This is a genomic window from Actinomadura formosensis, from assembly GCF_050948385.1.
Taxonomy (GTDB): domain Bacteria; phylum Actinomycetota; class Actinomycetes; order Streptosporangiales; family Streptosporangiaceae; genus Spirillospora; species Spirillospora formosensis.
In genome coordinates this window covers 7,211,112-7,234,554 of record NZ_CP192011.1, presented here as the reverse complement: position 1 = coordinate 7,234,554, position 23,443 = coordinate 7,211,112, and the positions used below count along the sequence as shown (strand labels likewise).

General features: G+C 71.2%; 27 protein-coding genes, 1 tRNA gene and 1 pseudogene. 16 read left to right on the top strand and 13 right to left on the bottom strand.

The window, feature by feature from the left end; translation table 11 throughout:
- The first annotated feature begins 41 nt into the window (after nt 1-41).
- Nucleotides 42-350, top strand: coding sequence for a YrdB family protein (locus tag ACQP1N_RS34035; RefSeq protein WP_433228372.1), 309 nt, complete (start codon nt 42-44; stop codon nt 348-350).
- On the opposite strand, the gene ACQP1N_RS34030 is transcribed toward ACQP1N_RS34035, so the two are convergent.
- Genes ACQP1N_RS34030 through ACQP1N_RS34010 form a run of 5 tightly spaced genes read right to left on the bottom strand, consistent with a single transcriptional unit; the run spans nt 347 to nt 4,694 of the window.
- Entirely contained in the window at nt 347-1,219 is an 873-nt protein-coding gene (locus tag ACQP1N_RS34030) for a helix-turn-helix transcriptional regulator (protein ID WP_067793498.1), read from the bottom strand. The genes ACQP1N_RS34035 and ACQP1N_RS34030 overlap by 4 nt on opposite strands.
- Before the next feature lie 59 nt (nt 1,220-1,278).
- On the bottom strand, nt 1,279-1,794 hold the full coding sequence (locus ACQP1N_RS34025; protein WP_067793499.1) for an ATP-binding protein: 516 nt from the start codon (nt 1,792-1,794) through the stop codon (nt 1,279-1,281).
- Nucleotides 1,778-3,283, bottom strand: a complete 1,506-nt coding sequence (locus tag ACQP1N_RS34020) for a tripartite tricarboxylate transporter permease (RefSeq protein ID WP_067793500.1) — start codon at nt 3,281-3,283, stop codon at nt 1,778-1,780. Before ACQP1N_RS34020 ends, ACQP1N_RS34025 begins: the two co-directional genes overlap by 17 nt.
- Nucleotides 3,283-3,831, bottom strand: coding sequence for a tripartite tricarboxylate transporter TctB family protein (locus tag ACQP1N_RS34015; protein WP_067793501.1), 549 nt, complete (start codon nt 3,829-3,831; stop codon nt 3,283-3,285). Before ACQP1N_RS34015 ends, ACQP1N_RS34020 begins: the two co-directional genes overlap by 1 nt.
- Complete coding sequence (locus ACQP1N_RS34010) at nt 3,828-4,694, bottom strand: Bug family tripartite tricarboxylate transporter substrate binding protein (RefSeq protein WP_242608603.1); 867 nt, start codon at nt 4,692-4,694, stop codon at nt 3,828-3,830. The genes ACQP1N_RS34015 and ACQP1N_RS34010 overlap by 4 nt, the downstream gene beginning before the upstream one ends.
- 253 nt (nt 4,695-4,947) lie before the next feature.
- Between ACQP1N_RS34010 and ACQP1N_RS34005 the strand changes: the two genes are divergently transcribed.
- From ACQP1N_RS34005 to ACQP1N_RS33985, 5 genes are all read left to right on the top strand, one after another.
- Nucleotides 4,948-6,552: a sensor histidine kinase gene (locus tag ACQP1N_RS34005; protein WP_433228368.1), complete on the top strand. Its 1,605-nt coding sequence runs from the start codon at nt 4,948-4,950 to the stop codon at nt 6,550-6,552.
- Nucleotides 6,549-7,223 carry a response regulator gene (locus ACQP1N_RS34000; protein ID WP_067793503.1) on the top strand — a complete coding sequence of 225 codons (675 nt, stop codon included), beginning with the start codon at nt 6,549-6,551 and terminating at the stop codon, nt 7,221-7,223. The genes ACQP1N_RS34005 and ACQP1N_RS34000 overlap by 4 nt, the downstream gene beginning before the upstream one ends.
- A 92-nt stretch (nt 7,224-7,315) precedes the next feature.
- On the top strand, nt 7,316-7,684 hold the full coding sequence (locus tag ACQP1N_RS33995; protein ID WP_306303150.1) for a VOC family protein: 369 nt from the start codon (nt 7,316-7,318) through the stop codon (nt 7,682-7,684).
- 76 nt (nt 7,685-7,760) lie between these two features.
- Entirely contained in the window at nt 7,761-9,149 is a 1,389-nt protein-coding gene (locus ACQP1N_RS33990) for an MFS transporter (protein ID WP_433228366.1), read from the top strand.
- Between the two features lie 11 nt (nt 9,150-9,160).
- Nucleotides 9,161-9,916, top strand: a complete 756-nt coding sequence (locus tag ACQP1N_RS33985) for an SDR family NAD(P)-dependent oxidoreductase (protein ID WP_067793506.1) — start codon at nt 9,161-9,163, stop codon at nt 9,914-9,916.
- A 38-nt stretch (nt 9,917-9,954) separates the two neighbouring features.
- Here ACQP1N_RS33985 and ACQP1N_RS33980 read toward each other — a convergent pair whose 3' ends face one another.
- The gene (locus tag ACQP1N_RS33980) at nt 9,955-10,317 is read right to left on the bottom strand and encodes a nuclear transport factor 2 family protein (RefSeq protein ID WP_067793507.1); all 363 of its coding nucleotides are present in this window, start codon (nt 10,315-10,317) and stop codon (nt 9,955-9,957) included.
- Between the two features lie 99 nt (nt 10,318-10,416).
- Nucleotides 10,417-11,475 carry a hypothetical protein gene (locus tag ACQP1N_RS33975; RefSeq protein WP_433228363.1) on the bottom strand — a complete coding sequence of 353 codons (1,059 nt, stop codon included), beginning with the start codon at nt 11,473-11,475 and terminating at the stop codon, nt 10,417-10,419.
- Nucleotides 11,476-11,580: 105 nt separating this feature from the next.
- Between ACQP1N_RS33975 and ACQP1N_RS33970 the strand changes: the two genes are divergently transcribed.
- The 3 genes from ACQP1N_RS33970 (at nt 11,581) to dnaN (ending at nt 14,797) form a co-directional block, all read left to right on the top strand.
- Nucleotides 11,581-13,053: an AlkA N-terminal domain-containing protein gene (locus ACQP1N_RS33970; protein WP_433228362.1), complete on the top strand. Its 1,473-nt coding sequence runs from the start codon at nt 11,581-11,583 to the stop codon at nt 13,051-13,053.
- Nucleotides 13,054-13,061: 8 nt separating this feature from the next.
- Nucleotides 13,062-13,574, top strand: a complete 513-nt coding sequence (locus tag ACQP1N_RS33965; protein WP_433228360.1) for a methylated-DNA--[protein]-cysteine S-methyltransferase — start codon at nt 13,062-13,064, stop codon at nt 13,572-13,574.
- A 77-nt stretch (nt 13,575-13,651) separates the two neighbouring features.
- Nucleotides 13,652-14,797 carry a DNA polymerase III subunit beta gene (gene dnaN / locus ACQP1N_RS33960; RefSeq protein ID WP_433232915.1) on the top strand — a complete coding sequence of 382 codons (1,146 nt, stop codon included), beginning with the start codon at nt 13,652-13,654 and terminating at the stop codon, nt 14,795-14,797.
- 42 nt (nt 14,798-14,839) lie between these two features.
- Here the strand turns inward: dnaN and ACQP1N_RS33955 are convergent, their stop codons facing one another.
- Complete coding sequence (locus ACQP1N_RS33955; protein ID WP_433228358.1) at nt 14,840-15,403, bottom strand: helix-turn-helix domain-containing protein; 564 nt, start codon at nt 15,401-15,403, stop codon at nt 14,840-14,842.
- Between the two features lie 255 nt (nt 15,404-15,658).
- Between ACQP1N_RS33955 and ACQP1N_RS33950 the strand changes: the two genes are divergently transcribed.
- Nucleotides 15,659-16,324: a B3/B4 domain-containing protein gene (locus ACQP1N_RS33950; RefSeq protein WP_433228357.1), complete on the top strand. Its 666-nt coding sequence runs from the start codon at nt 15,659-15,661 to the stop codon at nt 16,322-16,324.
- Complete coding sequence (locus ACQP1N_RS33945) at nt 16,324-17,190, top strand: EamA family transporter (protein WP_067793513.1); 867 nt, start codon at nt 16,324-16,326, stop codon at nt 17,188-17,190. Before ACQP1N_RS33950 ends, ACQP1N_RS33945 begins: the two co-directional genes overlap by 1 nt.
- A 50-nt stretch (nt 17,191-17,240) precedes the next feature.
- Here ACQP1N_RS33945 and ACQP1N_RS33940 read toward each other — a convergent pair.
- The 5 genes from ACQP1N_RS33940 to ACQP1N_RS33920 form a co-directional block, all read right to left on the bottom strand.
- A tRNA-Ser gene (locus ACQP1N_RS33940) sits at nt 17,241-17,325 on the bottom strand.
- Nucleotides 17,326-17,335: 10 nt separating this feature from the next.
- Entirely contained in the window at nt 17,336-17,773 is a 438-nt protein-coding gene (gene tadA, locus ACQP1N_RS33935) for a tRNA adenosine(34) deaminase TadA (protein ID WP_067793555.1), read from the bottom strand.
- Nucleotides 17,774-17,810: 37 nt separating this feature from the next.
- Nucleotides 17,811-18,248 (bottom strand): tRNA adenosine deaminase-associated protein, encoded by a 438-nt coding sequence (locus ACQP1N_RS33930; protein WP_433228356.1) that lies wholly within the window; start codon nt 18,246-18,248, stop codon nt 17,811-17,813.
- 125 nt (nt 18,249-18,373) lie between these two features.
- A complete protein-coding gene (locus tag ACQP1N_RS33925) occupies nt 18,374-18,859 on the bottom strand; it encodes a tRNA adenosine deaminase-associated protein (RefSeq protein ID WP_067793515.1) in 486 nt (161 codons plus the stop codon).
- Between the two features lie 154 nt (nt 18,860-19,013).
- A complete protein-coding gene (locus ACQP1N_RS33920; RefSeq protein ID WP_067793516.1) occupies nt 19,014-19,226 on the bottom strand; it encodes a hypothetical protein in 213 nt (70 codons plus the stop codon).
- Between the two features lie 270 nt (nt 19,227-19,496).
- Between ACQP1N_RS33920 and upp the strand changes: the two genes are divergently transcribed.
- From upp to ACQP1N_RS33895, 5 genes and pseudogenes are all read left to right on the top strand, one after another.
- Entirely contained in the window at nt 19,497-20,135 is a 639-nt protein-coding gene (gene upp / locus ACQP1N_RS33915) for a uracil phosphoribosyltransferase (RefSeq protein ID WP_067793556.1), read from the top strand.
- A gap of 175 nt (nt 20,136-20,310) precedes the next feature.
- Nucleotides 20,311-20,568, top strand: coding sequence for a hypothetical protein (locus tag ACQP1N_RS33910; RefSeq protein ID WP_067793517.1), 258 nt, complete (start codon nt 20,311-20,313; stop codon nt 20,566-20,568).
- Nucleotides 20,569-20,729: 161 nt separating this feature from the next.
- Entirely contained in the window at nt 20,730-20,888 is a 159-nt protein-coding gene (locus tag ACQP1N_RS33905) for a hypothetical protein (protein ID WP_157419132.1), read from the top strand.
- Nucleotides 20,889-20,897: 9 nt separating this feature from the next.
- Nucleotides 20,898-21,407, top strand: a pseudogene (locus ACQP1N_RS33900) (PH domain-containing protein); the annotation flags it as partial.
- 498 nt (nt 21,408-21,905) lie between these two features.
- Nucleotides 21,906-23,393 (top strand): helix-turn-helix transcriptional regulator, encoded by a 1,488-nt coding sequence (locus tag ACQP1N_RS33895; protein ID WP_084262408.1) that lies wholly within the window; start codon nt 21,906-21,908, stop codon nt 23,391-23,393.
- The last annotated feature ends 50 nt before the right edge of the window (nt 23,394-23,443 follow it).

The following is a 23,443-nucleotide window of genomic DNA, read 5'->3' as shown; positions in this document are numbered from 1 at the left end:
TGCATGTGCTGAACGAGGGTCTCGCCTTTCTCCTGGAGGTCGTGGCCATCGTCGCGCTCGCGTGGTGGGGCTTCACGGCTGGTGGCAACATCGTCGCCAACATCGCCCTAGGAGTCGGTACGCCGGTTGTAGCGATGGTGCTGTGGGGCCTGTTCGCGGCACCGCGCGCACGGTTCAAGGTCGCGTTGCCGTTCGTCCTCCTGGTGAAGACCGTCGTGTTCGGTGCAGGTGCATTGGCCTTCCATGGGGTGGGGCATACGACGGTGGCGATCGTGTTCGCCGTGGTCGTCGTGCTCAACACCGCCCTGGCGACACTGGACCGCGAGGCACATTTCCGCACGGCCGCTTAGGCGAGGTCCGCGCTGGAGAGATCCGCGCTGGAGAGGTGCGTGGACGTCTCGGCCAGTTTCCTCAGCGCCGCCTCAGAGGGCGATCCTGGTTCGGCCGCGTACAGCATCAGGCGGCTGAGGTCGGGGTCGCCGGGCAGGTGCAGGGTCTCGAACGGGAGGACGAGCCGGCCCACCTGCGGATGGTCGATGTGCGCCTCCCCATGCGTCAGGTCCGTGACGTGGTGGTCCGACCACATCCGACGGAACTCGGGGCTGCGCTCCCGCAGGCAGTCGATCAGGGTGCGCAGGCGCGGATCGTCCGGGTCCTGGCCGGAGCGGTACCGCAGGTAGGCGACGTTGCGGCGGGCCACGACCGGCCAGTTGCCGCCGAGCCGCGCCCGGTAGTCGCCGTTCAGGTGGATCTGGTGCGACCAGGTCCGCTCGTCCGCCGGGAGGTTCGCGAGGTCGACGAACACGGCGGCGGTGAGCCGGTTCCACGCGACGACGTCGGTGTGGTGGCCGACCACGTACGCGGGGGCGTGGGTGATCGAGTCGAGCAGGTGCTGGAGCGGGGCCCGCAGGCGCGGCGGTCCGGTGACGGGCGCCCGGCGCGGCGGGTGTGCGAGGCGGTGCAGGTGGGCGCGCTCGGCGCCGTCCAGCCGCAGGGCCCGCGCGATCGCGTCCAGGACCTCGGTGGACACCCCGTCGGCCGTCCCCTGTTCGAGCCGGATGTAGTAGGCGACGCTGACCCCGGCGAGCTGCGCGAGTTCCTCCCGCCGCAGCCCGGGGACGCGCCGCCGCGTTCCGTAGGACGGTACGCCGACGTCTTCGGGGCGCAGCCGCGCCCGCCGCGACCGCAGGAACTCGCCGAGTTCACGGTTGCGCGCCATACCGGCGAGGTTATCCGGCGGGACGGCGGTGAGAGCGGATCAGGGGCGGCGAGAGCGGATCAGGGCAGGTCCCACCAGGCCGAGACGATCTTTCCGCCCATGGGAGCGGGGCGGTACCCCCAGCCGGTGCACAGACCGGCGACCAGCAGCAGGCCGCGGCCGTGCTCGTCGATGTCGGCGAGGGCGTCCAGACTGGCGGGTTCGTCGTCGGTGAAGGCGGGGACGGGCAGGCGCTCGCTGCAGTCCCAGACCTCGCAGAACAGGCGGTGCCCGGCAAGCCGCAGCACCACGATGATGTCCACCGGGAGGAAGGGGGGCAGCGGGCCGGGCGGGGGCGCGGTGCGGCGCGCGACGTCCCGGTCGCCGACCGCCGTCACCGCGTTCGTGACCAGCTCGCTGACCACCAGTTCGCAGGCGTCGGTCAGCTCGTCCAGCCCCCACTTGCGCAGGTGCGCGGCAACGAACCGGCGGCCGGCCGATGGCGCGGCCGGTCCGGCGGCGAGCCGCTGCTCCACGCCCTGGTGGTGAGGGACGTGATGGTCGGTGGGCGAAACGTGTTCAGGGATCGGATTCATTCGATCCTCCCGTCGGTCGTAGCACTCGGCGAAGCAACGGCCAGATGATCAGGAGAAGGACCAGTCCGTAGACGGTCATCGAGAACGGAGTGTTCACCAGGCCGGAGAGATCGCCGTCGCTGATCTGCAGGGCGCGCCGGAGTTCCTGGTCGGCGCGCGGTCCGAGGATCACGCCGATGATCGCGGGGACCATGGGAAGGCCGTAGCGCCGCATCATCAGGCCGAGGCAGCCGAGCGCGAAGAGAATGAGCAGGTCGATGGTCGAACCGTTGACCGAGTAGGCGCCCAGGCTGGCGAAGGCCAGGATGCCCGCGTACAGGTAGGGGCGGGGAAGCCGCAGCAGCTTGGCCCAGGCGGGGGCCAGCGGCAGGTTGAGGGCCAGCAGCAGCGCGTTGCCGATGAAGAGGCTGGCGATCAGGCCCCACACGAGGTCGGGTTCCCGCTTCAGCAGCAGCGGGCCGGGCTGGATGCCGTACTGCTGGAAGGCGGCCAGCATGACCGCGGCCGTCGCCGTGGTGGGCAGGCCGAGGGCGAGCATCGGCATCAGCGTGCCCGCGGCCGAGGCGTTGTTGGCGGCCTCCGGTCCCGCGACCCCTTCGATGGCGCCGTGACCGAACTCCTCGGGCTTGCGGGAGAGCTTCTTCTCCGTGACATACGACAGGAACGTGGGGATCTCGGCGCCGCCCGCCGGGATGGCGCCGAACGGGAAGCCGAGCGCGGTGCCCCGCAGCCAGGGGCCCACGGAACGGCGCCAATCCTCCCGGCTCATCCAGGGCTGGCCGACCGGGATCATCTCCAGCGGGCTGCGGCGCAGATGGCTGGCCACCCACAGCGCCTCGCCCACCGCGAAGAGCCCCACGGCCACGACGACCACGTCGATGCCGTCGGCCAGCTGGGGGATGCCGAAGGTGAGCCGCTGCTCGCCGGTCGTGTGGTCGATTCCGACCAGGCCGACGGTGAGACCGAGCCCGAGCGAGGCCAGACCGCGGATGCGGGAGGCGCCGAGCACGGTGGTCGTCGCGACGAAGGCCAGCACGATGATCGCGAAGTGGTCCTGGGAGCCGATGCTCAGCGCCACGTCGACGATCTTCGGGGCGGCCAGGGCCAGCAGCGCGGTGGCGATGGCGCCGGCCACGAACGAGCCGATGGCGGCGGTGGCCAGGGCCTGTGCGGCGCGTCCCGAACGGGCCATCCGGTTGCCCTCGATGGCGGTGATCACCGAGGCGCTCTCGCCGGGCGTGTTGAGCAGGATGGACGTGGTGGAACCGCCGTACATGCCGCCGTAGTAGATGCCGGCGAACATGATGAACGCGCCCGTGGGGTCGAGGCCGTAGGTGAGAGGCAGCAGCAGCGCGACCGTCATCGCGGGGCCGATGCCGGGCAGCACCCCCACCGCGGTACCGACGATCACACCGATCAGGGCGTACAGCAGGTTGATCGGTGTCAGGGCGGTGGTGAAGCCACCGAGCAGATCACTCAGGGCCCCCATTACGGCAGGATCCCTTCCAGGATGCCGGCGGGCAGGCCCAGGCCCAGCCCCCGGTCGAAGGCGTAGAAGGTGGCCAGAGACAGGGCCAACGCCAGCAGCGGGTCGCGCACCAGATGCCGGCTGCCGAGCGCGAACGCCGAACCCCAGAACATCAGGGCGCCGGAGATGGGCCAGCCGGCCCGCTCGATGAGGGCGACGTTGGTCAGGAAGGAACCGGCGAGCAGCAGCACGGTCGGCCAGTCGCTGGGCCGCTCAAGGTCGATGTCCTCGCCGGTCTCGGCGCTGCCGCGTCCGCCGCGCACCACGTCGACGGCCAGCAGTACCGCCACGACCGCCAGCAGCGCCCCCACCAGCAGCGGGGTCGTCTTGGGGCCGACCGGGCCGCGCTGGGCCAGTTCGCTGTGCAGGTGGGCGGCGTCGATGAGGACGACCGCGGAGAGCCCGCCGAGGAACAGGGCCACTCCGAGCTCGGAGCGGCCCTGCAGCCGGTTCGTCCCGGTGCTGCCAGCCGTCTTACCGGGGGTCTCGCCGGCCGTTCTCTCTGTCATCCCAGCCCCAGGTCGTGGAGCACGGCGGCGGCCCGTTCGGTCTCCGACTTGAGGAAGGCGGCGTACTTCTCGTCGGTGAGGAAGGCGTCGGTCCAGCCGTTCTTGGCCAGCGCGTCCTGCCACTGCTTGGTGCCGTGCATATCGGTGATCAGCTTGAGCAGCGCCTTGCGGTCGGACTCACTGATCTCCGGCGGGGCGAGCATGCCGCGCCAGTTGGTGAACACCACGTTCACCCCCGACTCCTTGAGCGTGGGCGCGTCGATGCCCTTGATGCGCGTGCCGCCGGTGACGGCCAGCACCCGCACCGTTCCCGCCTCGATCTGGTCGGTGGTCTCCCCGGCGCCCGTCACTCCGAAGGCGATCTTCTTGCCGAGCAGGGCGCCCAGCAGTTCGCCGCCCCCGGCGTAGGTGACGTAGTTGACCTGCTTGGGCTCGATGCCGGCGGCCTTGGCGAGCAGCATGGTGGCCAGGTGGTCGGGTCCGCCCGGGCTGGAGCCGCCACCGCCCGGCATCTTGCCCGGGTCGGCCTTCCACGCGTTGAGCAGGTCTTGCAGGCTGTGGTAGGGGGACTTGTCGGGCACCACCACGACGTTGGGTTCCTCGATGAGCCGGGCCAGCGGCGTGGTCTCGCTCACCTTGGCCTTGGACTTGTTGGCGTAGGAGGCGCCCACCACTCCCAGGCCCATCTGCATGATGAGCTTGCCGTTGCCCTTCTCATTGACCAGGCGTGCCAGGCCGACGGTGCCACCGGCACCCGCCAGGTTGAAGACCTCGACATTGCGGGCGAGCTTGGCTTCCTCCATGACCTTGGCCGCGGTGCGCGCGGTCATGTCGTACCCGCCGCCGGGACCGGTGGGCACCATCACGCGGAGGTTGGTGACCGATTTGCCACCGGAAGCGTCGCCGCAGCCTGCCACGGTTAGCATCGCGGCCAGAGCGACCGCCAAACCTGCCCGGTAACGTCTGTTCATCACGATCCCGCCTCTCGACCAGGTTCAGACGATGTTCGGGCAATCTGCGCTTCAATGTCAGGCTTTGGGTCGTACTGATGGTTGTGGTCGTTGTGGTCATGAGAATTGTGTCTCCATCGAGACACTGTCCTGGCAGTATCGAAGCGTGAACTGGCCGTGGGCGCGTCGCCGGGTCTCGCTGGCCGGCCAGTTCCTCGCCCTGCAGCTGGCCATCGTTCTTGCGGTGTTGGTGGCGGTCGCCGCGGTTTCGTTGGCGCAGACGGAGGCCGGCTTCCGAAGGGACGAGGGACGCCGGGTACTCTCCATCGCCGAGACCGTGGCCGCCGTGCGGTCGGTCCGTCTCGGACTGGCGGACCGTACCATGGAGCATGTGGTGGCGCCGGTCGCGGAGAGCACACGCAGTGTCTCCGGCGCCTCCTACGTGATCGTGGCACGGTCCGACGGCATCGTCGTCACCTCACCGGACCCTGGCCAGGTGGGTGAACCGCTGGATCTGCACGGCAGCCCCGTGCTCTCCGGCCGCTCCTGGGTGGAGGCGGTCGAGGAGGACGGCGGCAAGTACGTGGTGGGTTACGCGCCCGTGCTCGATGACCGCGGGCGGACCCTGGGCCTGGTGGCCGTGGGGCGCGCCTATCCGACGCTGCTGGCCAGCCTGTGGCGGGCCTCTCCGAACCTGCTCACCTATCTCGGCATGGCCAGCGCCCTCGGGGTGGCGGGCTCGCTGCTGCTCTCCCGCAGGGTCAAGCGGCAGACCCTGGGCCTGGAACCCACGGAGATCACGGGCCTGGTGGAGCACCGCGAGGCGATGCTCCACGGCATCCGTGAAGGCGTGATCGGCCTTGGCCTCCAGCACCGGATCACGCTCGTCAACGACGAGGCGGTGCGCCTGCTCGACCTGCCCCCGCAGTGCGTGGGCAAGAAGCTGGAGGAACTCGGCCTGGAAGAGCCGGTGTGCGAATCGCTCACCGACGCCTCGCCGGGGCGGGATCAGGTAGTGATGAGCGGCGACCGGGTACTCATCCTGAATCGCATGCCGTTCTCGGCCCGCGGCCGTTCGCTCGGGTGGGTGACGACACTGCGCGACCGTACCGAGCTGACCGCGCTGCAGCGGGAACTGGACGTGACCAGGCACACCACCGACACGCTGCGCGCCCAGGCGCACGAGTTCAGCAACCAGCTCCACACCGTCGCCGGCCTCATCGAACTCGGCGAGCACGACGAGGCCGTGCAGTACGTGACGCGGCTGAGCAAGGCCCGCGCCCGGCTCAGCGCCGAGGTGGTCTCGCGGATCGCGGATTCCTCGCTGGCGGCCCTGCTCATCGCCAAATCCAGCCTGGCCGCCGAGCAGGGCGTACGGCTGCGGATCTCGCCGCGGACCCGGTTGCCGAAAGTGGACGAGATTCTCTCCGCGGATCTGGTGACCGTCGTCGGCAACCTGGTCGACAATGCGCTCGACGCACTCGGCGGGGTGTCGGACGGCTGGGTGGAGGTGGAGGTGACCGAAGACGCCGGGAAGCCCCGAAACGTGGTGGTGACCGTCCGAGACTGCGGCCCCGGTGTGGCGCCCGAGCTGACCCAGGAGGTGTTCCGCCGCGGCTTCAGCACCAAGGACGGCGCCGGCGAGCGCGGGCTCGGGCTCGCGCTGGCCCGGCTCGTCTGCCGGCGCCGCGGCGGTGACATCGCGGTGCGCAACGAGGACGGGGCCGTGTTCACCGCGCGGCTCCCCGTGGCGGACGGGACGGGGCCATGATCCGGGTGCTCATCGTCGATGACGACTTCATGGTCGCCAGGATCCACGCCGGATATGTGGCCCGCACACCGGGCTTCGCGGTGGCCGGCCAGGTCCACACCGGTACGGACGCGTTCCGCGCCGTGAGCCGGTTGCGGCCCGACCTGGTGCTGCTCGACATCTATCTGCCCGACATCAGCGGCCTCGACATGCTGCGGCGGCTGCGGGGGGAGGGCCCACCCGAAGTCGACGTGTTCGTCGTCACGGCCGCCCGGGACGTGGACACCGTCCGCCAGGCCATGCGCGGCGGGGTGGTCAACTACCTCATCAAGCCGTTCGACTACGCGACGCTGCGGGAGCGCCTGGAGCGGTATGCCGCGCTCCGCAAGGAACTCGCCGAGGTCTCCAGCGCCGGGCAGGCCGAGGTCGACCGGGCCTTCAGCGGAACCGCGTCCGGCCAGGTCAGCCGGCTCCCCAAGGGCCTCACCCAGGAGACCGCGGCCCTGGTGGAACAGGCGCTGCGGGAAGCACACCCCGACCTGTCGGCGTCCGAGTGCGCCGCGTGCGTGGGCCTGGCCCGGGTGAGCGCCCGCCGCTATCTCGAATACTTCGTGTCCTCTGGCCGGGCCGAGGTACGGCTGCGCTACGGCGCGGCGGGCCGCCCCGAGCGCAGGTACCGCTGGCGCTCCTGAGCGCCGATGGTCTCGCCCCGGCCGCGAACGGCGGCCGCCGAGCCCCGCCGAAGGTGCCACACTCGGAGATCATGACGAGTAGATTCACTGAATTGACCATCGACTGCCGCGACCCGGAGCGGCTCGCGGAGTTCTGGTGCGCGGCACTGGGCTTCACAGTGATCGACAGAACCCGGGACAAGGTCGAGATCGGCTCGTGGGAGCCGACCGTCGCAGAGGTCAGAGCGCGCCAGATGCCGCCCACGATCCAGTTCATCCGGGTACCGGAGGGGAAGACGGTCAAGAACCGGCTCCACCTCGACCTCAGCCCGATCGACTGCGGAACGGACGAGGAAGTCGCCCGCCTTGTCGAACTGGGTGCCGGCAAGGCGGACGTGGGCCAGTCCCCGGATCGCACCTGGGAGGTCCTGGCCGATCCGGAGGGCAACGAGTTCTGCGTCCTGCGGAGCCTCGCCCCGTGACCTGAGCCTGCCACTGACGGTGGTACGAACGGCCGGGGGCTGGGTAGCCGCGCCCTACGGCGCGAGGGTCGTCGGCATGACCGCACTCACCACCGCTGTCTCCGCCCCCTCCGGGCGGATGTCGTCACGGCACAAGCTGGTATTGACCCTTCTGCTCGGCGCACAGTTCATGCTCGCCATCGACTTCTCCATCCTGAACGTGGCGTTGCCGGTCGTCGGCAGGGGACTGGGCTTCGGCCTGGACCAGCTGCAATGGATCGCCACGGCGTTCGCCCTTCCCGCCGCCGGTTTCACGCTCCTGTTCGGTCGCGTGGCCGATCTGTTCGGGCGGCGCCGGATGCTGCTCGCGGGCATGGCCCTCCTGGCCGGCGGGTCCCTGATCGGCGGGCTGGCCACGGCGCCGGCGTCGCTGCTGACCGGACGGGTCCTGCAGGGGCTGGCCACGGCGATCGCGACCCCGGCCGCTCTGTCGCTGCTCACCACGTCCTTCCCCGAGGGGCCGCTGCGGACGCGGGCGCTCGGGCTCAGCGGCGCGCTGATGTCCGCCGGGTTCACCGTCGGCGCGATCCTCGGCGGGCTGCTCACCGATCTGCTGAGCTGGCGCTGGGCCTTCCTGGTCAACGTGCCGTTCGCGGTGTTCATCCTCGCGGTCACGCCCGCGGTGATCACCGAGAGCCGGGCACGGGACGGGGCGAAGCTGGACGTTCCGGGCGCGGTGACGGTCACCGGCGGCCTCCTCGCCCTCGTGTACGGGATCACCTCGGCCGGTTCGCGGGGCTGGACGTTCCCGCCCGCGCTCGGTGCGCTCGCGGCCGCGGCGGCGCTGCTCGTGGCGTTCGTCCTGGTCGAGCGGCGCTCACCGGCCCCGCTCGCGCCGCTGCGCGTGCTGACCCGCCGGACCGTCACCTGGGGCAACGTGGGCGGCTTCGTGGCGTTCGCCACCGAAACATCACTGGTGTTCCTGATGACGATTTACCTCCAGAAGGTCCTGGACTTCTCGCCGCTGGCCACCGGCCTCGCGCTCGGCGTCCTCGGCGCCGGGACGTTCGCCGGCGGCGTGGCCGCGCCCCGGATCATGGGGCGGCTCGGCGGCCGGGCGACGCTCGTCTGCGGGCTCGTCCTGCAGGCCGCCGCGACGACCGCGCTGCTCGGCCTGGGGGAGCGGCGTGACGGGCTCGGCCTGCTGCTCGCCGCCACCGCGATCGGGGGGTTCGGGAACCTGGTCGCGATCGTCGCGTTCATGGGGACCGCGACGTCCGGGCTGCCGGACGGCGAGCAGGGACTCGCGACCGGCCTCGCCACCATGACGCAGCAGGTCGCCATCACGCTCGGCATCCCCGTGATGAGCGCCGTGGCCACCGCGAACACGTCCGTCCTTGGCGGCGTCCACACCGCGACCGCGGTGAACGTCGCAATCGCCCTCGCCGGCGCGGTCCTCGTCGGGTCGTTCCTGCGCCGCTCCTGAAGGGAACCGACATGGATCTCGGACTCGACGGCAGGGTCTACATCGTCACCGGCGCGTCCGCCGGCATCGGCGAGGCGACCGCCCGGCTGCTCACCGGCGAAGGCGCCCACGTCGTCGGCGTGGCGCGCTTCTCCCCCGACGTGGCCGCCGACCTCACCGACCCGGCCGCCGCGCAACGCGTCGTTGACGTCGCCCTAGAGCGTCATGGGCGGCTGGACGGCCTTGTCAACAACGCGGGTGCGCTGCACTCAAGGATCGGATTCCTCGACGTCACCGACGACCAGTGGCACGCCACGTTCGAGTTGAACTTCCACGCGGCGGTGCGCATGGCCCGCGCCGTGCTGCCCGCACTGATCGACCAGGGGGCGGGGAGCATGGTGCACGTCTCCAGCGAAGCCGGGCGGCTCCCCGACACGCCACTGGTCGACTACGCGGCGTCCAAGACGGCCTTGTTGTCGGTGTCCAAGACGCTGGCGGGGGAGTTCGGCCGTTGTGGCATCCGCTCCAACGTCGTTACGCCCGGCCCTACACGGACTCGGCTGTGGGACGAGCCCGGTGGGTTCGCGGACCAGTTGGCCGCTCTCTACGGCCTTCCCGTCGAGGACGCCATAGAGCGGTTCGTCCGTGAGGAGCGACGCCTCCCCGTCGGACGGCTGGGTGCGCCGCAGGACGTCGCACGGGTCATCGCCTACCTGCTGTCCCCCATGGCCGCCCAGGTCACGGGCGCCGAATGGACGGTGGACGGCGGCGCGCTACGGCAGTTGTGATCGTGGCGTGCGGGGCGCCCGGCACGCCGCGCTCCGCCTCAGCCGGGCACCTTGTCGAGGAAGCCGTGGACGCGGTCGAAGCGTCCGTCGTCGCCGAAGACCGCGACGTCGAAGCCGGCGGCGATCGCCTCGCCGCCCTCGGGGCCGAGTTCCCAGGTGAAGCGGGCCACGTTGTGGTGGGCGTCCACGGCGCCCGCCGCGCGGAACACCAGGCCGGGGAACTGCCGCTGCGCGGCGCCGACGAACGCGTCGATCGCGTCCCGCCCTTCGGCCACGCCGAGCGGGTCGACGTAGACGGGGTTCTCCGTCCACAGTTCGTCGATCGCGGCGCGCCGGGCGGCCGGGTCCGTCTCGTTCCAGATGGCCAGGTACCGCTCGACCCGCTGCTGAACGTCGCCCATTTCATGACTCCCGTCTGATCGTCCGGGCCTGTTCTCCCGGTGCCCCCTACGCTGCCAACCCGCCGACGGAAGATCGATTACCTGAGACGTCAAGCCCGCTCACCCGAGCACGACCCGGCCGGCGGCGGTGCGGGCGAGACGCTCGGCGATCGCGGCCGCCTCGTCCGTGGAGTCCCAGCCCTTCAAACGAGGCGTGTAGACGAGCCAGATGACGACATTGCCCTTACGCGCGGAGACCTGGACCTGCTTCACGCGGGTCGCGTCCTGATAGGTGGACGCGACGATCACCGCCTCATCTCCGACGTTCGGCAGCGGCCGGGCGTCCTTGTCCTCGGGCGTGGGCCCGCCGGGGCCTTCGCGGAACCTTTCCTTGGCCTGTTCGATGCCGCCGTCCTGACCGGTCCTGTATTCGTACAGCCGGTACTCAAGCCTCAGCGAGATGGCGCCGAAGTGGCACACGGGGTTGCCGTCGAACGGAAAACGTGCCGGTGTGCTCTTCGGAAGCATCTGGTTCGCGGTGGGCGCGAGTACGCGACAGGGATCGGGGAGGGCGTGCGCCTCCTTGCGGCCCGGCCACGCCTGATGGTGCCAGATCGGATCGAACGTGACGAAGACCAGCGTCCACGTCGTCAGGATCGCCAGATGCGCGAAGGCGTACCGCCATGTCAGCAGGGAACGCCCACGTGTCACCGCGATTCCCGAGCGCCGGGACAGGTCGGCGACGGCGGCGTCGAACCTCGGGTCCCGGCGCAGGCGCAGCCGGATCGGTGCCCCCAAGGTGACCGAGGTGGCGGGACTTACGGCCACCACCGCCTCCGTCCACAGCCGGCGGCGCCGTTCGAGCGCATTGATGCCGTCCCAGGCCAGGTAGACCTGGCTGACCGAATCCCGGTGGTGGTTGTGCAGCCCGTCCGGACCAAGTTTCACACTGCCCGCGAGGAAGGGCAGCGTCGCGCCAATGGCTGACAGCCCCATGAAGCCGAGGCACAGGGCCGGGATGAAGGCTTGGATCCAGAATGCGTACACCGTGGCCACGATGAGGAGGGCACCTGTAGCGGCCTGCGCATAGGCGAGGTACCGGAGCGTGCGCGGTGGCCTCAGCACCACCTCGCCGGACTCGGAAGCCGTTAAGGCAGGGGTGCTGGACTGGTGCTCCATGATTCCTCTTTGCACATGGTTGGTGTGGGGGACGATCGTAGTGCGGCCAGCGATGATGTCGTTTTCTGGCTAGTGGGTTGTGTTCCCGTCGGTGATGCTGGAGGCATGCACGAGGACGTGGAGAGGTGTGTGCGGGCCGTCCAGTCGAAGGACGCGCGCTTCGACGGATGGTTCTTCACCGGGGTCGTGACCACCGGGATCTACTGCCGCCCAAGCTGCCCGGTGGTACCGCCCAAGCCGGAGAACATGCGCTTCTACCCGAGTGCTGCCGCCGCCCAGCAGGCGGGCTTCCGGGCCTGCAAGAGGTGCCGGCCTGACACGTCCCCTGGCTCGCCCGAGTGGAACCACAGGGCGGACGTCGTCGCACGGGCGATGCGCCTCATCGCGGACGGTGTCGTTGACCGTGAGGGTGTGCCAGGTCTCGCCGGACGTCTTGGCTACAGCACCCGCCAGATCGAACGTCAGCTCAATGCTGAACTGGGTGCCGGGCCACTTGCTCTGGCGCGGGCTCAGCGTGCTCAGACGGCACGGCTCCTCATCGAAACGACTTCCCTTCCGATGGGGGACGTCGCGTTCGCGGCGGGCTTCACCAGTATCCGCGCCTTCAACAACAACGTCCGCGAGGTGTTCGCGCTCACCCCGACCGCTCTGCGCGACCGTGCCGCCAAGGGCCACGCACCGGCCGGGTCGGGGGCGCTGTCGCTGCGGTTGCCCTTCCGTGCGCCGCTCTGCCCGGACAACCTCTTCGGCCATCTCGCGGCCACCGCCGTCCCCGGCGTCGAAGAATGGCGGGACGGTGCGTTCCGGCGCACCATGCGCCTGCCTCACGGGCATGGCATCGCGGCCCTCAGCCCGCAGCCCGATTACGTCGCCTGCACGCTCAGCCTCAGCGACCTGCGCGACCTCACCATCGCGATCAGCCGCTGCCGCTGGATGCTCGACCTGGACGCCGATCCCGTCGCCGTGGACGACCTGCTCCGCACCGACCCGGTTCTGGCCCCGCTGGTCGACAAGGCCCCCGGGCGACGCGTCCCCCGCACTGTGGACGCCCCTGAGTTCGCCGTACGGGCCGTCCTGGGGCAGCAGGTTTCGACGGCTGCGGCCCGCACCCACGCGGGACGCCTGGTCACCGCCTATGGCGACCCCATAGACGACCCAGGGGGCGGGCTGACGTACCTCTTCCCCACCCCGGCCGCGTTGGCCGGCCTTGCCCCGGAGGCACTCGCGTTCCCGAAAGCTCGCCGCACCACCCTCACGACCCTTGTCGACGCGCTTGCGAGTGACGAGATCGACCTGGGCGTAGGGAGCGACTGGGATGAGGCCCGCGCGCGCTTGTCCGCCCTACCGGGCTTCGGCCCATGGACCGTCGAGACCATCGCGATGCGTGCTCTCGGAGACCCGGACGCGTTCATCCCCGGCGACCTGGGAATCCGGGCCGCCGCCAGGAGCCTCGACCTTCCGGCCACTCCCGTGGCCCTCACCCGGCGTGCCGCCCAATGGCGCCCTTGGCGCGCCTACGCCGTCCAGTATCTGTGGGCCACGGGCGACCACCCCATCAACCTGCTTCCTGCACACTGAGGAACCTCATGCCTGCACACGTCGTCCTGGACAGCCCCGTCGGCCCTCTCACTCTGGTGGCCACAGACGGCGCCCTGTCCGGGCTTTACATGGAGAAGCAGCGGCACCTTCCGTCCGAAGGGACCTTCGGTGCGCCAGGGGACCCCGGCGCCGAACCCTTCGCGACCGTCGCCGCCCAACTCACCGCGTACTTCGCCGGTGAACTGACCGAATTCGACGTGCCGCTCGCCCTCCACGGGACGCCTTTCCAAAAGCGCGTCTGGGCGGCACTCCAGGAGATCCCCTACGGGGAGACCACCACGTACGGCGAACTCGCCGTCGAGATCGGCAAACCGTCCGCGTCCCGTGCGGTCGGCCTCGCCAACGGACGCAACCCGGTCGGCGTCATCGTCCCCTGCCACCGCGTCATCGGCTCCACCGGCTCCCTCACCGGCTACGGCGGCGGCCTCGACCGCAAGCGCTACCTCCTCGGCTTCGAACGCGGGATCCGCGGCGGAGACGGCGGGGCGACCCTCTTCTGACCCGTGTCCGGCTCGTTTGTCAGAGGTCCCGGCTAACGTGCCCTACGTAGACGTTCACCGTGGGAAGGCTGATCGAGGTGGAGTTCCGAGTCGACCGGCAGACGCTCGCCGACGCCGTCGCGTGGGCGGCGCGGACCCTGCCGTCCCGTCCCGCCCTCCCCATCCTCGCGGGCATGCTCATCGAGGTCACCGGCGAAGGTGAACTGACCCTGGCCGGGTTCGACTACGAGGTCTCCGCGCAGGCCCGGGAGGACGCCGACGTCACCGAACCGGGGCGTGTGCTCGTCCCCGGGCGGCTGCTGTCGGACATCGTCCGCAATCTCCCCGCGCAGCCGGTGGAGGTCTTCACGAAGGGCTCCGAGGTGGTCGTCCGCTGCGGCCCCGCCGAGTTCGGCCTGCTGACGATGCCCGTCGAGGACTACCCCACCCTCCCCGAGCCGCCCGCCCGCGCGGGCACCGTCCCCGGCGACGTGTTCGCCACCGCGGTCGCCCAGGTCACGCCCGCCGCCGGACGCGACGACACGCTGCCCATGCTCACCGGCGTCCGGATCGACATCGAGGGCGACACGATGTGGCTGGCCTGCACCGACCGCTACCGCATCGCCGCCCGCGAGCTGACCTGGTCGCCCGCCGACCCCGGCTTCACCGCCGGCGTCGTCGTCCCCGCCCGCACCCTCGCCGACACCGCCAAGTCGATCAAACGCGGCGCCGGCGTCGAGATCGGCCTCGCCGGCAGGGCCGACACCCTCATCGGCGTCTCCGGCGGCGGTCGCAGCATGACCAGCCGCCTCCTGGACGACCAGTACATCAACTACAGGTCCCGCCTCACCGGCACCTGGTCGTCGGTCGCCGAGATCCCCGTCGCCCCGTTCGTCGAGGCGATCAAGCGCGCCGCCCTCGTCACCGAGCACGGCACCCCGATCCGCCTGGCCCTCACCGCGGGCGAGGTCCGCATCCGCGCCGCCACCGGTGACTCCGCCCGCGCCAACGAAGCGCTTGCGGTGAGCCTCACCGGCGATGACGTCGATATCGCGTTCGCCCCCCAGTACCTCCTGGACGGCCTGGCCGGCATCGACACCGAATACGCCCGCCTCGAATGCGCGGGCCCCACCAAACCCGCCCTCCTCACCGCCATCCCCGACCGGAAGGACGATGAGGAGCCCCCGCCCGAAACCGACACCGGCTACCGCTACCTGGCCATGCCCGTCCGCCTGACCTCCTGACCCACCGCGCCCGCCCGTCGGCCACGGACGGCGAGGGGACGGCTAGAGATCCAGGACGGCCAGGACGAAGCGGACCTCGCTCTCAGCCGCGTTGCCGTACGAATGGGGGCGGTCGCCGACGAAGACCGCGGCGGCCCCCTCCTCGACCAGGTCCGTCCGGCCGTCCACAACGAGGGTCAGCGTGCCCTGCTCCACATAGACGATCTCCTTGGTGCCCGGCACATGCGCGTCGCTCTCCCGCGTCTCGCCGGGCTGGAGCACCCAGCGCCACAGCTCCAGCGACGGCCGCGGGTCGCTGCCGGCCAGCAGCGTCCCCGTCCCGCCGCGCTCGCCCTCCCACAGGACGACGTGCCGCTCGGGCCGGAACATCCGCACCGGCGGCTCCTCCTCCACCTGCACGAGCCGCGTCAACGGGACGCCGAGCGCGTCCGAGATCCGGATGAGCGTCCCCAGGTTCGGGTTGCCGCGCCCCTGCTCCAGCCCCACCAGGACGCCCTTGCTCACCCCGGCGCGCCCGGCCAGCTCGTCCAGGCTCCAGCTGTGCCCGGCCCGCAACGCCCGGACGGTCCGCGCCACGGCCTCCCCGATCGCCTCCTGCCCGCTCATCGTCCTCCAGCATCTGTCGGCGTCGCGCGCCCGCCAAGGCCGGCGCGGGCGGCCGCCGCATCACCCGATCCGCTATGCGATCAGTGTCCCGCAACCCCGCCGGTGCCCCGTCCCCCCGTCCACAACCCCCAGGTCGTGGCCGGCTCACATCCCGCCGAGCCGTCGGTCTCGGAGCGGGAAACGGCTTGGTCCGCACCGCCGGCGGTCGGTATAATGCTACGAGCGTTTCATTAAAGTGACCGTGTGGAGGGTCGGATGTTGGAGCGGGTTGTCGTGGACGAGGCCGTCCGGGAGTTGCGTCCCGACTTCGCCGTGCTCGTCATGAGCGCCGAGGGGCTGGTGAACGGGCCCGGCGATCAGGTGTCGGAGGGCTGGCTGGCCGAGGCCGCCGGGAAGGCCGACCCCGGTGATCCGCATGTGGATGCCTGGCGTGCGGCCTACCGGGCGTTCGGCGCCAAGCCGCAGCGGACCCGGCCCTCGGTGGACGCGCTGCTGCGGCGTGCCGAGGCGCTCCCGTCCATCAACAAGGTCGTGGACGCCTACAACGCGGTCAGCGTCGAGTACGCGCTGCCGATCGGCGGTGAGGACCTCGATGCCTATCAGGGGGCGGCGCGGCTGGTCAGGGCCGCGGGAGACGAGCCCTTCGACGTGATCGCGGGCGGGGAGCCCGCCGTCGAGCACCCGGACGCCGGCGAGGTCGTCTGGCGGGACGACCGGGGGGTCACCTGCCGGCGCTGGAACTGGCGGCAGTGCGTCCGGACGCGGCTGACGCAGCGCACGAAGAACGGCCTCTTCCTGCTCGAACGCCTTGAGCCGTACCCCATCGAGCGGCTGCGCGAGGCGGGCGACCGGCTGGCGGAGCGGCTCCGCGTGATCGCGCCGGACGTCCGGATCGAGACCCGCCTGATCGGCGGGCGGTGATGGTCACCGTCCTGGCGCTCGGCGCCGCCCTCGCCTATGGCACCGCCGACTTCCTCGGCGGCGCCGTGGCCCGCAAGTCGACCGCGTTGAAGGCCCTGACCTGGTGTGTCCCGGTGGGGCTCGCGGTCGTCCTGGTGGCGGCGCTGCTCGGCGGCGGGAACGCCGCTCCCGGGCCGATGGCCTGGGGGCTCCTGGGGGGCATGACCGGTGGGGCCGGGCTGATCGCGTTCTACCGGGCGCTCGCCCGCGGGCCGATGAGCGTGGTGGCGCCGGTGTCCGCGCTGGCCGCGGCGGTGCTGCCGGTGGCGGTGGGCATCGCGCGAGGCGAACGGCTGAACGCCTCCGTCCTCGCCGGCGTGCTGCTGTGCCTCGTCGCGATCGGGCTGGTCAGCATGGAGGCCGGAGACGGCGGGAAGGCCGCGTCCGGCCGGCGGCCGGTGGATTCGGGCCCGCTCATGGCCGGGGTGTCCGGTGCCTGCTTCGGTGTCTTCTTCGTTCTGCTGAAGGCGGCGGGGAACGGCGCCGGGCTCTGGCCGGTCGTCGGCGCTCGCGTCGGCACCCTGTTCATCGTGGCCGTGGCGCTGCTGTTCATGGTGGCCCGCGGCCGCGACCTGGGCCCGCGGATGTCCGGACGGGCGCTGATCGGGCTGGCGCTCCTGTCCGGCGGCCTGGACGCGGGCGCGAACGTCCTGTACTTCCTCGCGGTCCACGGCGGCATGCTCAGCCTGGCCGCCGTCCTCACGTCCCTCTACCCGGCGATCACCGTCCTGCTGGCGAGGGTCGCCTACAGTGAGCGCCTGCGCGTCATCCAGCGCGTGGGCATGGCCGTCGCCGTCGCCGGCGTGGCATTGGTCACGGTCGGCTGACATGAGCGAAGGCCGCCGCCCCGGTTGCGGGACGGCGGCCTTCGCGCCTGCGGTGGTGGTGGGATTCGAACCCACGGAAGCTTGCACTTCACACGCTTTCGAGGCGTGCGCCCTCGTCCACTAGGCGACACCACCGCGGGAGAGCCTACCCGACTCTGCGGCGGGTGAAGAACTCGATAAGCGGGGCGGCGCACTCGTCGGCCAGTACCTCGGCGATCACTTCGGGCCGGTGGTTGAGCCGCCGGTCCCGGACGACGTCCCACAGCGACCCCACGGCACCCGCCTTCGGGTCGGCCGCCCCGTAGACGACGCGGTCCAGCCGGGCCTGGACGGCCGCGCCCGCGCACATCGTGCAGGGCTCCAGCGTGACGACCAGCGTGCAGCCCGCCAGCCGCCACGACCCGAGGGACGCCGCCGCCTCCCGCATCGCGATGATCTCCGCGTGCCCGGTCGGGTCGGCGGAGCGCTCGCGATCGTTGTGCCCGGTGCCGATGATCTCGCCGGACGCGTCCAGCACGACCGCGCCGACCGGAACCTCCCCGCTCTCGGCCGCCTTCCGCGCCTCGTCCAGGGCCCGCCGCATCGCCGGCACGAACCCCGCGACGACCGGATCCCCCGGGTCAGTCACGGAGGCGGTCGAATTCTTCGCCGAAGCCGGCCTGTTCGGCGATGGTGAGGAGGGCGTCGCCGGGGATGGTGCGTTCGCCGAGGTCGGTGAGCTGGTCGGCGGCGAGGCCGAGGTCTTCGAGGAGGGCCGGGTCACCGCCGGACTCGCCGTCGGGGACCTCGCCGACGAGCTGCTGGAGCAGCGAGCCGAGCCCGTCCTGGCGGACGGTGGACACGTAGGCGCGCGGCTCGTCCGTCCCGTCCAGCCGGACGATCGCGAACCAGTCGTCGTCCTGCTCGACCATCAGCACCACGGGGTCGCCGTAGGACTCGACGGCGGCCTCCCGCATCAGGTCGGCGACATCGTCGACGTGGTCCGCCTCGGCGAGGGCGGCCTCGGCACCGACCCAGCCTTGCGGGGTCCGCGCGAACACGGCGGCGAAGTAGGACACGTGCTCATTGTGACCCACGGGGTTGCCAGGGTCACACCCCTTTGCGGGGGCGGAATCCGCCCCCGGCTTCCCGGCGGCGGCCGTGCATGAACTTCGGTTCTGTCCGGTGGGGGACGGGCCTGCGCCTAGGGGACGGCGTCGAGGGCGCGTTCGAAGGCGGGGGCGAAGCCGATGCGGCCGGCGACGCTGAGGAGCATCTCGTCCGGGTAGAGCTCCAGGTCACCGGAGATCGCGCCGAGTTCCATCTCGTCAAGGCCCAGATCGGCGAAGATCGACATGTCGCCGACGGGCAGGACCTGGTCGAGTTCCTCGTCGTCCGGGACGGGGATGTCCAGATAGTCGAGGACCTGGCGGGCCAGCGGCCAGTCGACCGAGGCCGTGACGTCCGACAGGAACACCATGACCTCGTCGCCCAGCAGGCGGATCGCGACGAAGAAGTCGTCGCCGACCGAGACCAGCCCGACCGTGCCGCCGAGGCTCGGCTGCTGGCGCAGGGCATGGATCAGCCCCGCGAGGTCCTCGGTCAACGCCACCGGGAGGATCTCGGCCTCCCAGCTCTCGTCTTCCCGATACACCACGACGGCGAAGTCCGTCGCGTCCACATCCGTCATCTCCACCCCACCGGCGCGTCTCCTGCCAGGGAATGGTGGCAGATGCGGCGCCCGCTCGCGTGCCCCACCGCCAAACTCGGCACCGTACCCGGAGGTGAGGCCGGGAGTCGGCACCGTATACCGGTCCTGGCGGCAAGAACCTATCCAATCCGCATCAATTGATGCGGAAGGTGCGGCGGCGCAGCACCGCGTGGATCCGCGCGCGGCGCGACCGGTGCGGGGTGACCCGGCGCCGCAGCTCACGGGCCTCGGCCAGTTCGCGCAGGAAGATGGCCCGGCGGCGCAGATGCTCGCGGACCTGCTCGGGGGAGATGTCGCCCTGGGGGCCGGGACGTGCCGGTGCGTCCTCGGCTGTGACATCGGTCACCCCGGTGCCCGCGGGCTGGGGCGCGGGCTCGGAAGCCGGTGCGGGAGTTGCGGATTCGGCGGGTTCGGAGGGGTCGGGAGGAGGCGCCGCGGCCTCGGGGGGAGGCACGGCGGGGGCGGGCGGATCGGGCGCGGATTCGCGGGCCCGCGCCGGTCCCCTCGGCTGGCGACCGCTTTGGCTGCTCATATCGCCATACTGCCCAGCTCAACGGCGTCCTATCCTGTTCGGCACGGTCCGGCCGACCGAGAGCGGGTGGGCTACGGTGAGCGCATGCAGACCCTCGCCGTCGACCACCCCCTCGTCGCGCACAAGCTCACGACGCTGCGGGACGTCCGCACCGACTCCCCCACCTTCCGGCGTCTGGCGGACGAACTGGTCACCCTGCTCGCCTACGAGGCCACGCGCGATGTCCGGGTCGCCGCGGCGACCGTCCAGACCCCCCTCGTCGAGGCCGAGGGCGTCCAGCTCGCGAGCCCGAAGCCGCTGGTCGTGCCGATCCTGCGCGCTGGCCTCGGGATGCTGGACGGGATGACGCGCCTGCTGCCCACCGCCGAGGTCGGCTTCCTCGGCATGATCCGGGACGAGGGCACGCTGCAGGCGCAGACGTACGCGACCCGCCTGCCGGACGACCTGTCGGGACGGCAGTGCTACGTCCTCGACCCGATGCTCGCGACCGGCGGGACGCTCGCCGCCGCGATCCGGCTGCTGTTCGACCGGGGCGCCGACGACGTCACCGCGATCTGCCTGCTCGCCGCCCCGGAGGGGCTGAAGTACATGGAGCGGGCGTTCGCCGGCGTCTCGGCGCCGGTCCGGGTGGTCACGGCCGCGATCGACTCGCACCTCAACGAGCAGGGCTTCATCATGCCGGGCCTCGGGGACGCGGGGGACCGCCTCTACGGCGTCGTCTGAGCACGTCCCGGCAATACCGGCAATATGCCCCAAGTCAGGCGTGACCTGCGATGTTCGTTCGCTGCGGCATGGGGTACCACCCCCCTTACGGAACGCCAGGGCGCGTTCCCCTCCGCCGTCCCGGCACAGGGGACCGCTACGGACCGGGCGGTGCGAGCGAGCACGGGGAAACGTGATGGCTCACCAAGGGGACGACCTGCCGCGCTACGCCGAGATCGGCGAGCGGCTCACCGAGGAGTTCGACGGGGTGCACGGTGCCGACACGGTGGACCGCTGCGTCTCCGCCGCGCGCTACGGCGCCGAGGAGGTCACGGGGGCGGCGCCCCCCGACCTTGTGGAACGGATCGCGCGCCGCCACCTGGAAGTGCTCGCGACCGTCGCGGCCGAGAAGCGCCGCAAGGCGAGCCGGTCGTCGTTGGACAATGCGCCATAAGCACCATGAGGACGCGCCATAATGCGCCATGAGGAGGTGCCGGACGTGGACGTCCGGCCTTCCTTGGCTCACGGCAACGCGCCATAGTGCTTGCTTTGCCGGTCGGGTGGGCTGTGCGAAACTGAACCGGGGTCCGTGAGTCGACGCTCCGGGAGGCAGCCGTGCCCGCCAAGAAGTACATGACGTGGGCCGCCATGGCCTTCGTAGCGTTCTATGTCATCAACCAGCCGGACGGTGCAGCCCGGTCGGTGGAGAGCGCGGCCAACGGCATCGCGTCCGCCGCCGGTTCCCTGGCCACCTTCGTCAACGCGCTCTCCTGAGAGGCCGGGATGAGGCTCGTCACCCCCGGAGACTCGGCGCCCGCGTCGGTCAACAAGTACCTGCTCCCGCACGAGAACCAGGTGATCACGGTGCGCCGGCATCCGGCCGTGCTGATGGTCCCGGTCGGTCTCGTCCTCGGCGGCCTGATCGTCGCCGGCCTGCTCAGCAACACCGTCGCCAGCGACGCGGGGAAGGCCATCAGCTGGATCTGGTGGATCTGGCTGTTCCTGCTCGCCTGGTTCGTCTGGCGTGTCGCGGAGTGGTCCGTCGACTACTTCGTCATCACCAACCAGCGGATGCTGCTGACCACCGGCCTGATCACCCGCAAGGTCGCGATGATGCCGCTGGCCAAGGTCACCGACATGAGCTTCAAGCGGACGATCGCGGGCCGGATGCTCGGCTACGGGGAGTTCATCCTGGAGTCCGCGGGCCAGGACCAGGCGCTCACGAACGTGCCGTTTCTGCCGTATCCCGAGCAGCTTTATCTCGAAGTCTGCGAAATGATCTTCCCGAACAAGAACCCGGAGCCGGTGGAGAAAACGCTGCCCCCGCCCCCGCGCCGGCCCAGGCCGCCGGAGGAAACCCCCACCTCCACCGGGCCCAAGGAAGGCTCCGATCCCGAACCGTGACCCGTCCGCCCGGCCGGCTCCGCGAGACGGCCGGGCGCCCGGCGCTCCGAGCTGGACGATCATGCTGCGGGCCGTCGCTCCACCCGCTGCCGGACGAAGGGTGCGGCCGACCGGAAAACATGATGAACTGGCCGATATTCGCGGTGTTCGGGATCTTGTGGCGTCAGTCGGATACTCTCGGTGAGTGACAGAGGTCGCATCCGCCGGACGATCCGTTGGCGCGAACCGGCGCGGCACCGTGCTCCAGCGGCGTGCGCGCGGCAGCGGGACGAGCCCGCCGGGCGGTGTCCGCGATTTCCAGTTCATTGCTCTCGATGTGCGATAACCCGCAATGTGCAATCATGTCGGCACCCCAGTCGCCTGTTTACTTCCGCTAAGTGAGTCCTCATGCCGGGTCCAGGCAACGTCGGCGAACGTGTCCGCAACCTGCGGCTGACCAGACGCTTGTCGCAGGCACAGCTCGCCGGTCACGACCTTTCCGACAGCTACATCTCATTGATCGAGTCGGGTAAGCGCACGCCCACTCCGACCGTCCTGCGCATGCTGGCCGAGCGTCTCGGCTGCACCCCGGAGTACCTCGCCGAGGGCGTGGAGCCGGAGCAGCGCGCCCATCTCGAAGTCCGGGAACGCCACGCGCACCTCGCGCTGCTGCGCGGCGACGCCGCCACCGCCGAGGCCGGCTTCGAGGAGGTGATCGCCCGCAGCGACGACCCCGACCTCACGTCCCGCGCCCGCTGGGGCCGCGCCCGCGCCTTGGAGGACCTGGGCCGGACCGACGCCGCGATCACGCTGTTCGAGGAGCTGCGCGAGCAGGCCGAACGCGACCCGGGCCGGGCCAGCTGGCTGCCGCCCGTGATCGCGCTGGCCCGGTGCTACCACACCGTCGGCGACCTGGGGCAGGCGACCGCGCTCGGCGAGCGCGCCGTCGAGCGGCTCGAACAGCTCGGGCTCGCCGTCGGCCACGAGTACACCGAGGCCGGTCGGATCCTGCTGCTCGCCTATGTGGATCGCTCCGATCCGGTGCGCGCGCACGAGCTGGGCCGGCGCCTCCTGCATCCTGGGCAGGCCGGGGAGAGCGAGCCGGTGAGCGTCCACTACCAGCGGGCCAGCATGCGTGCGCTGGAGGAGGGGAGCATCGGGGACTCGCTGTACTTCGCCGATCAGGCATTGGCCGCGCGTACCGACGCCACTCCGGTGCGGAGCCGCGCTCGTCTCGCTCTTGCCGGGGCCAAGGCGCTGCTCAGGGGCGTCGTACCGTTCTCAGCAGCCGTGCCGCCCAGTGCGGTGCCGTCCGGTGAGTTCGGGTTCGAAGGCCCGCGCCCGGAGGGCTCGCGGGAGGCCGCGCAAGAGGCGCTGGACCTCCTCCAGGGGACGGAGAGCCTCGAAGGCGACGAATCCACGGAGAGCGTCATCGCCAAGGCTCGTGCGCTGGTCCTCGTCGGCGCACTGGACGAGGCGATCGCCACCCTGGAACAGTTCCTCGACACCGGACTGGCCTTGGCCGCCCCCACGAGCAATCACACCGTGGCCCCGCAGCCTGCCGCCGAGCTTGCCGTACGCACGCAGAAGACCGTCCTGGCCCGGCTCGTCCTGGCCCGCGCACGCGTGGCCCAAGGCGACCGGGCGGCCGCCCAGGTCGTCCTGCGGGCCGCGTCCGAGCAGCTGGCGACGCTGCCTCCGGGGCGTCCGGCGGCCCACCTGTTCCGGGAACTGGGTGAGCTGTTCGAACTCGTCCAGGACACCGAGGACGCCGCCGCCGCCTACCGCCACGCCCTGCGGGCCGCGGGGCTGTCGGCGTCCTCGATCGCGTCCCCGGCGCAGCCGGGCGCGAAGGCCCCGTCCTACCACGGCCAATACGAAGACCGAGGACTCTGAGCCGGTACGTGCCGTCCGCCTTCCCGGGGACGGCACGTCACCGGCCTCGG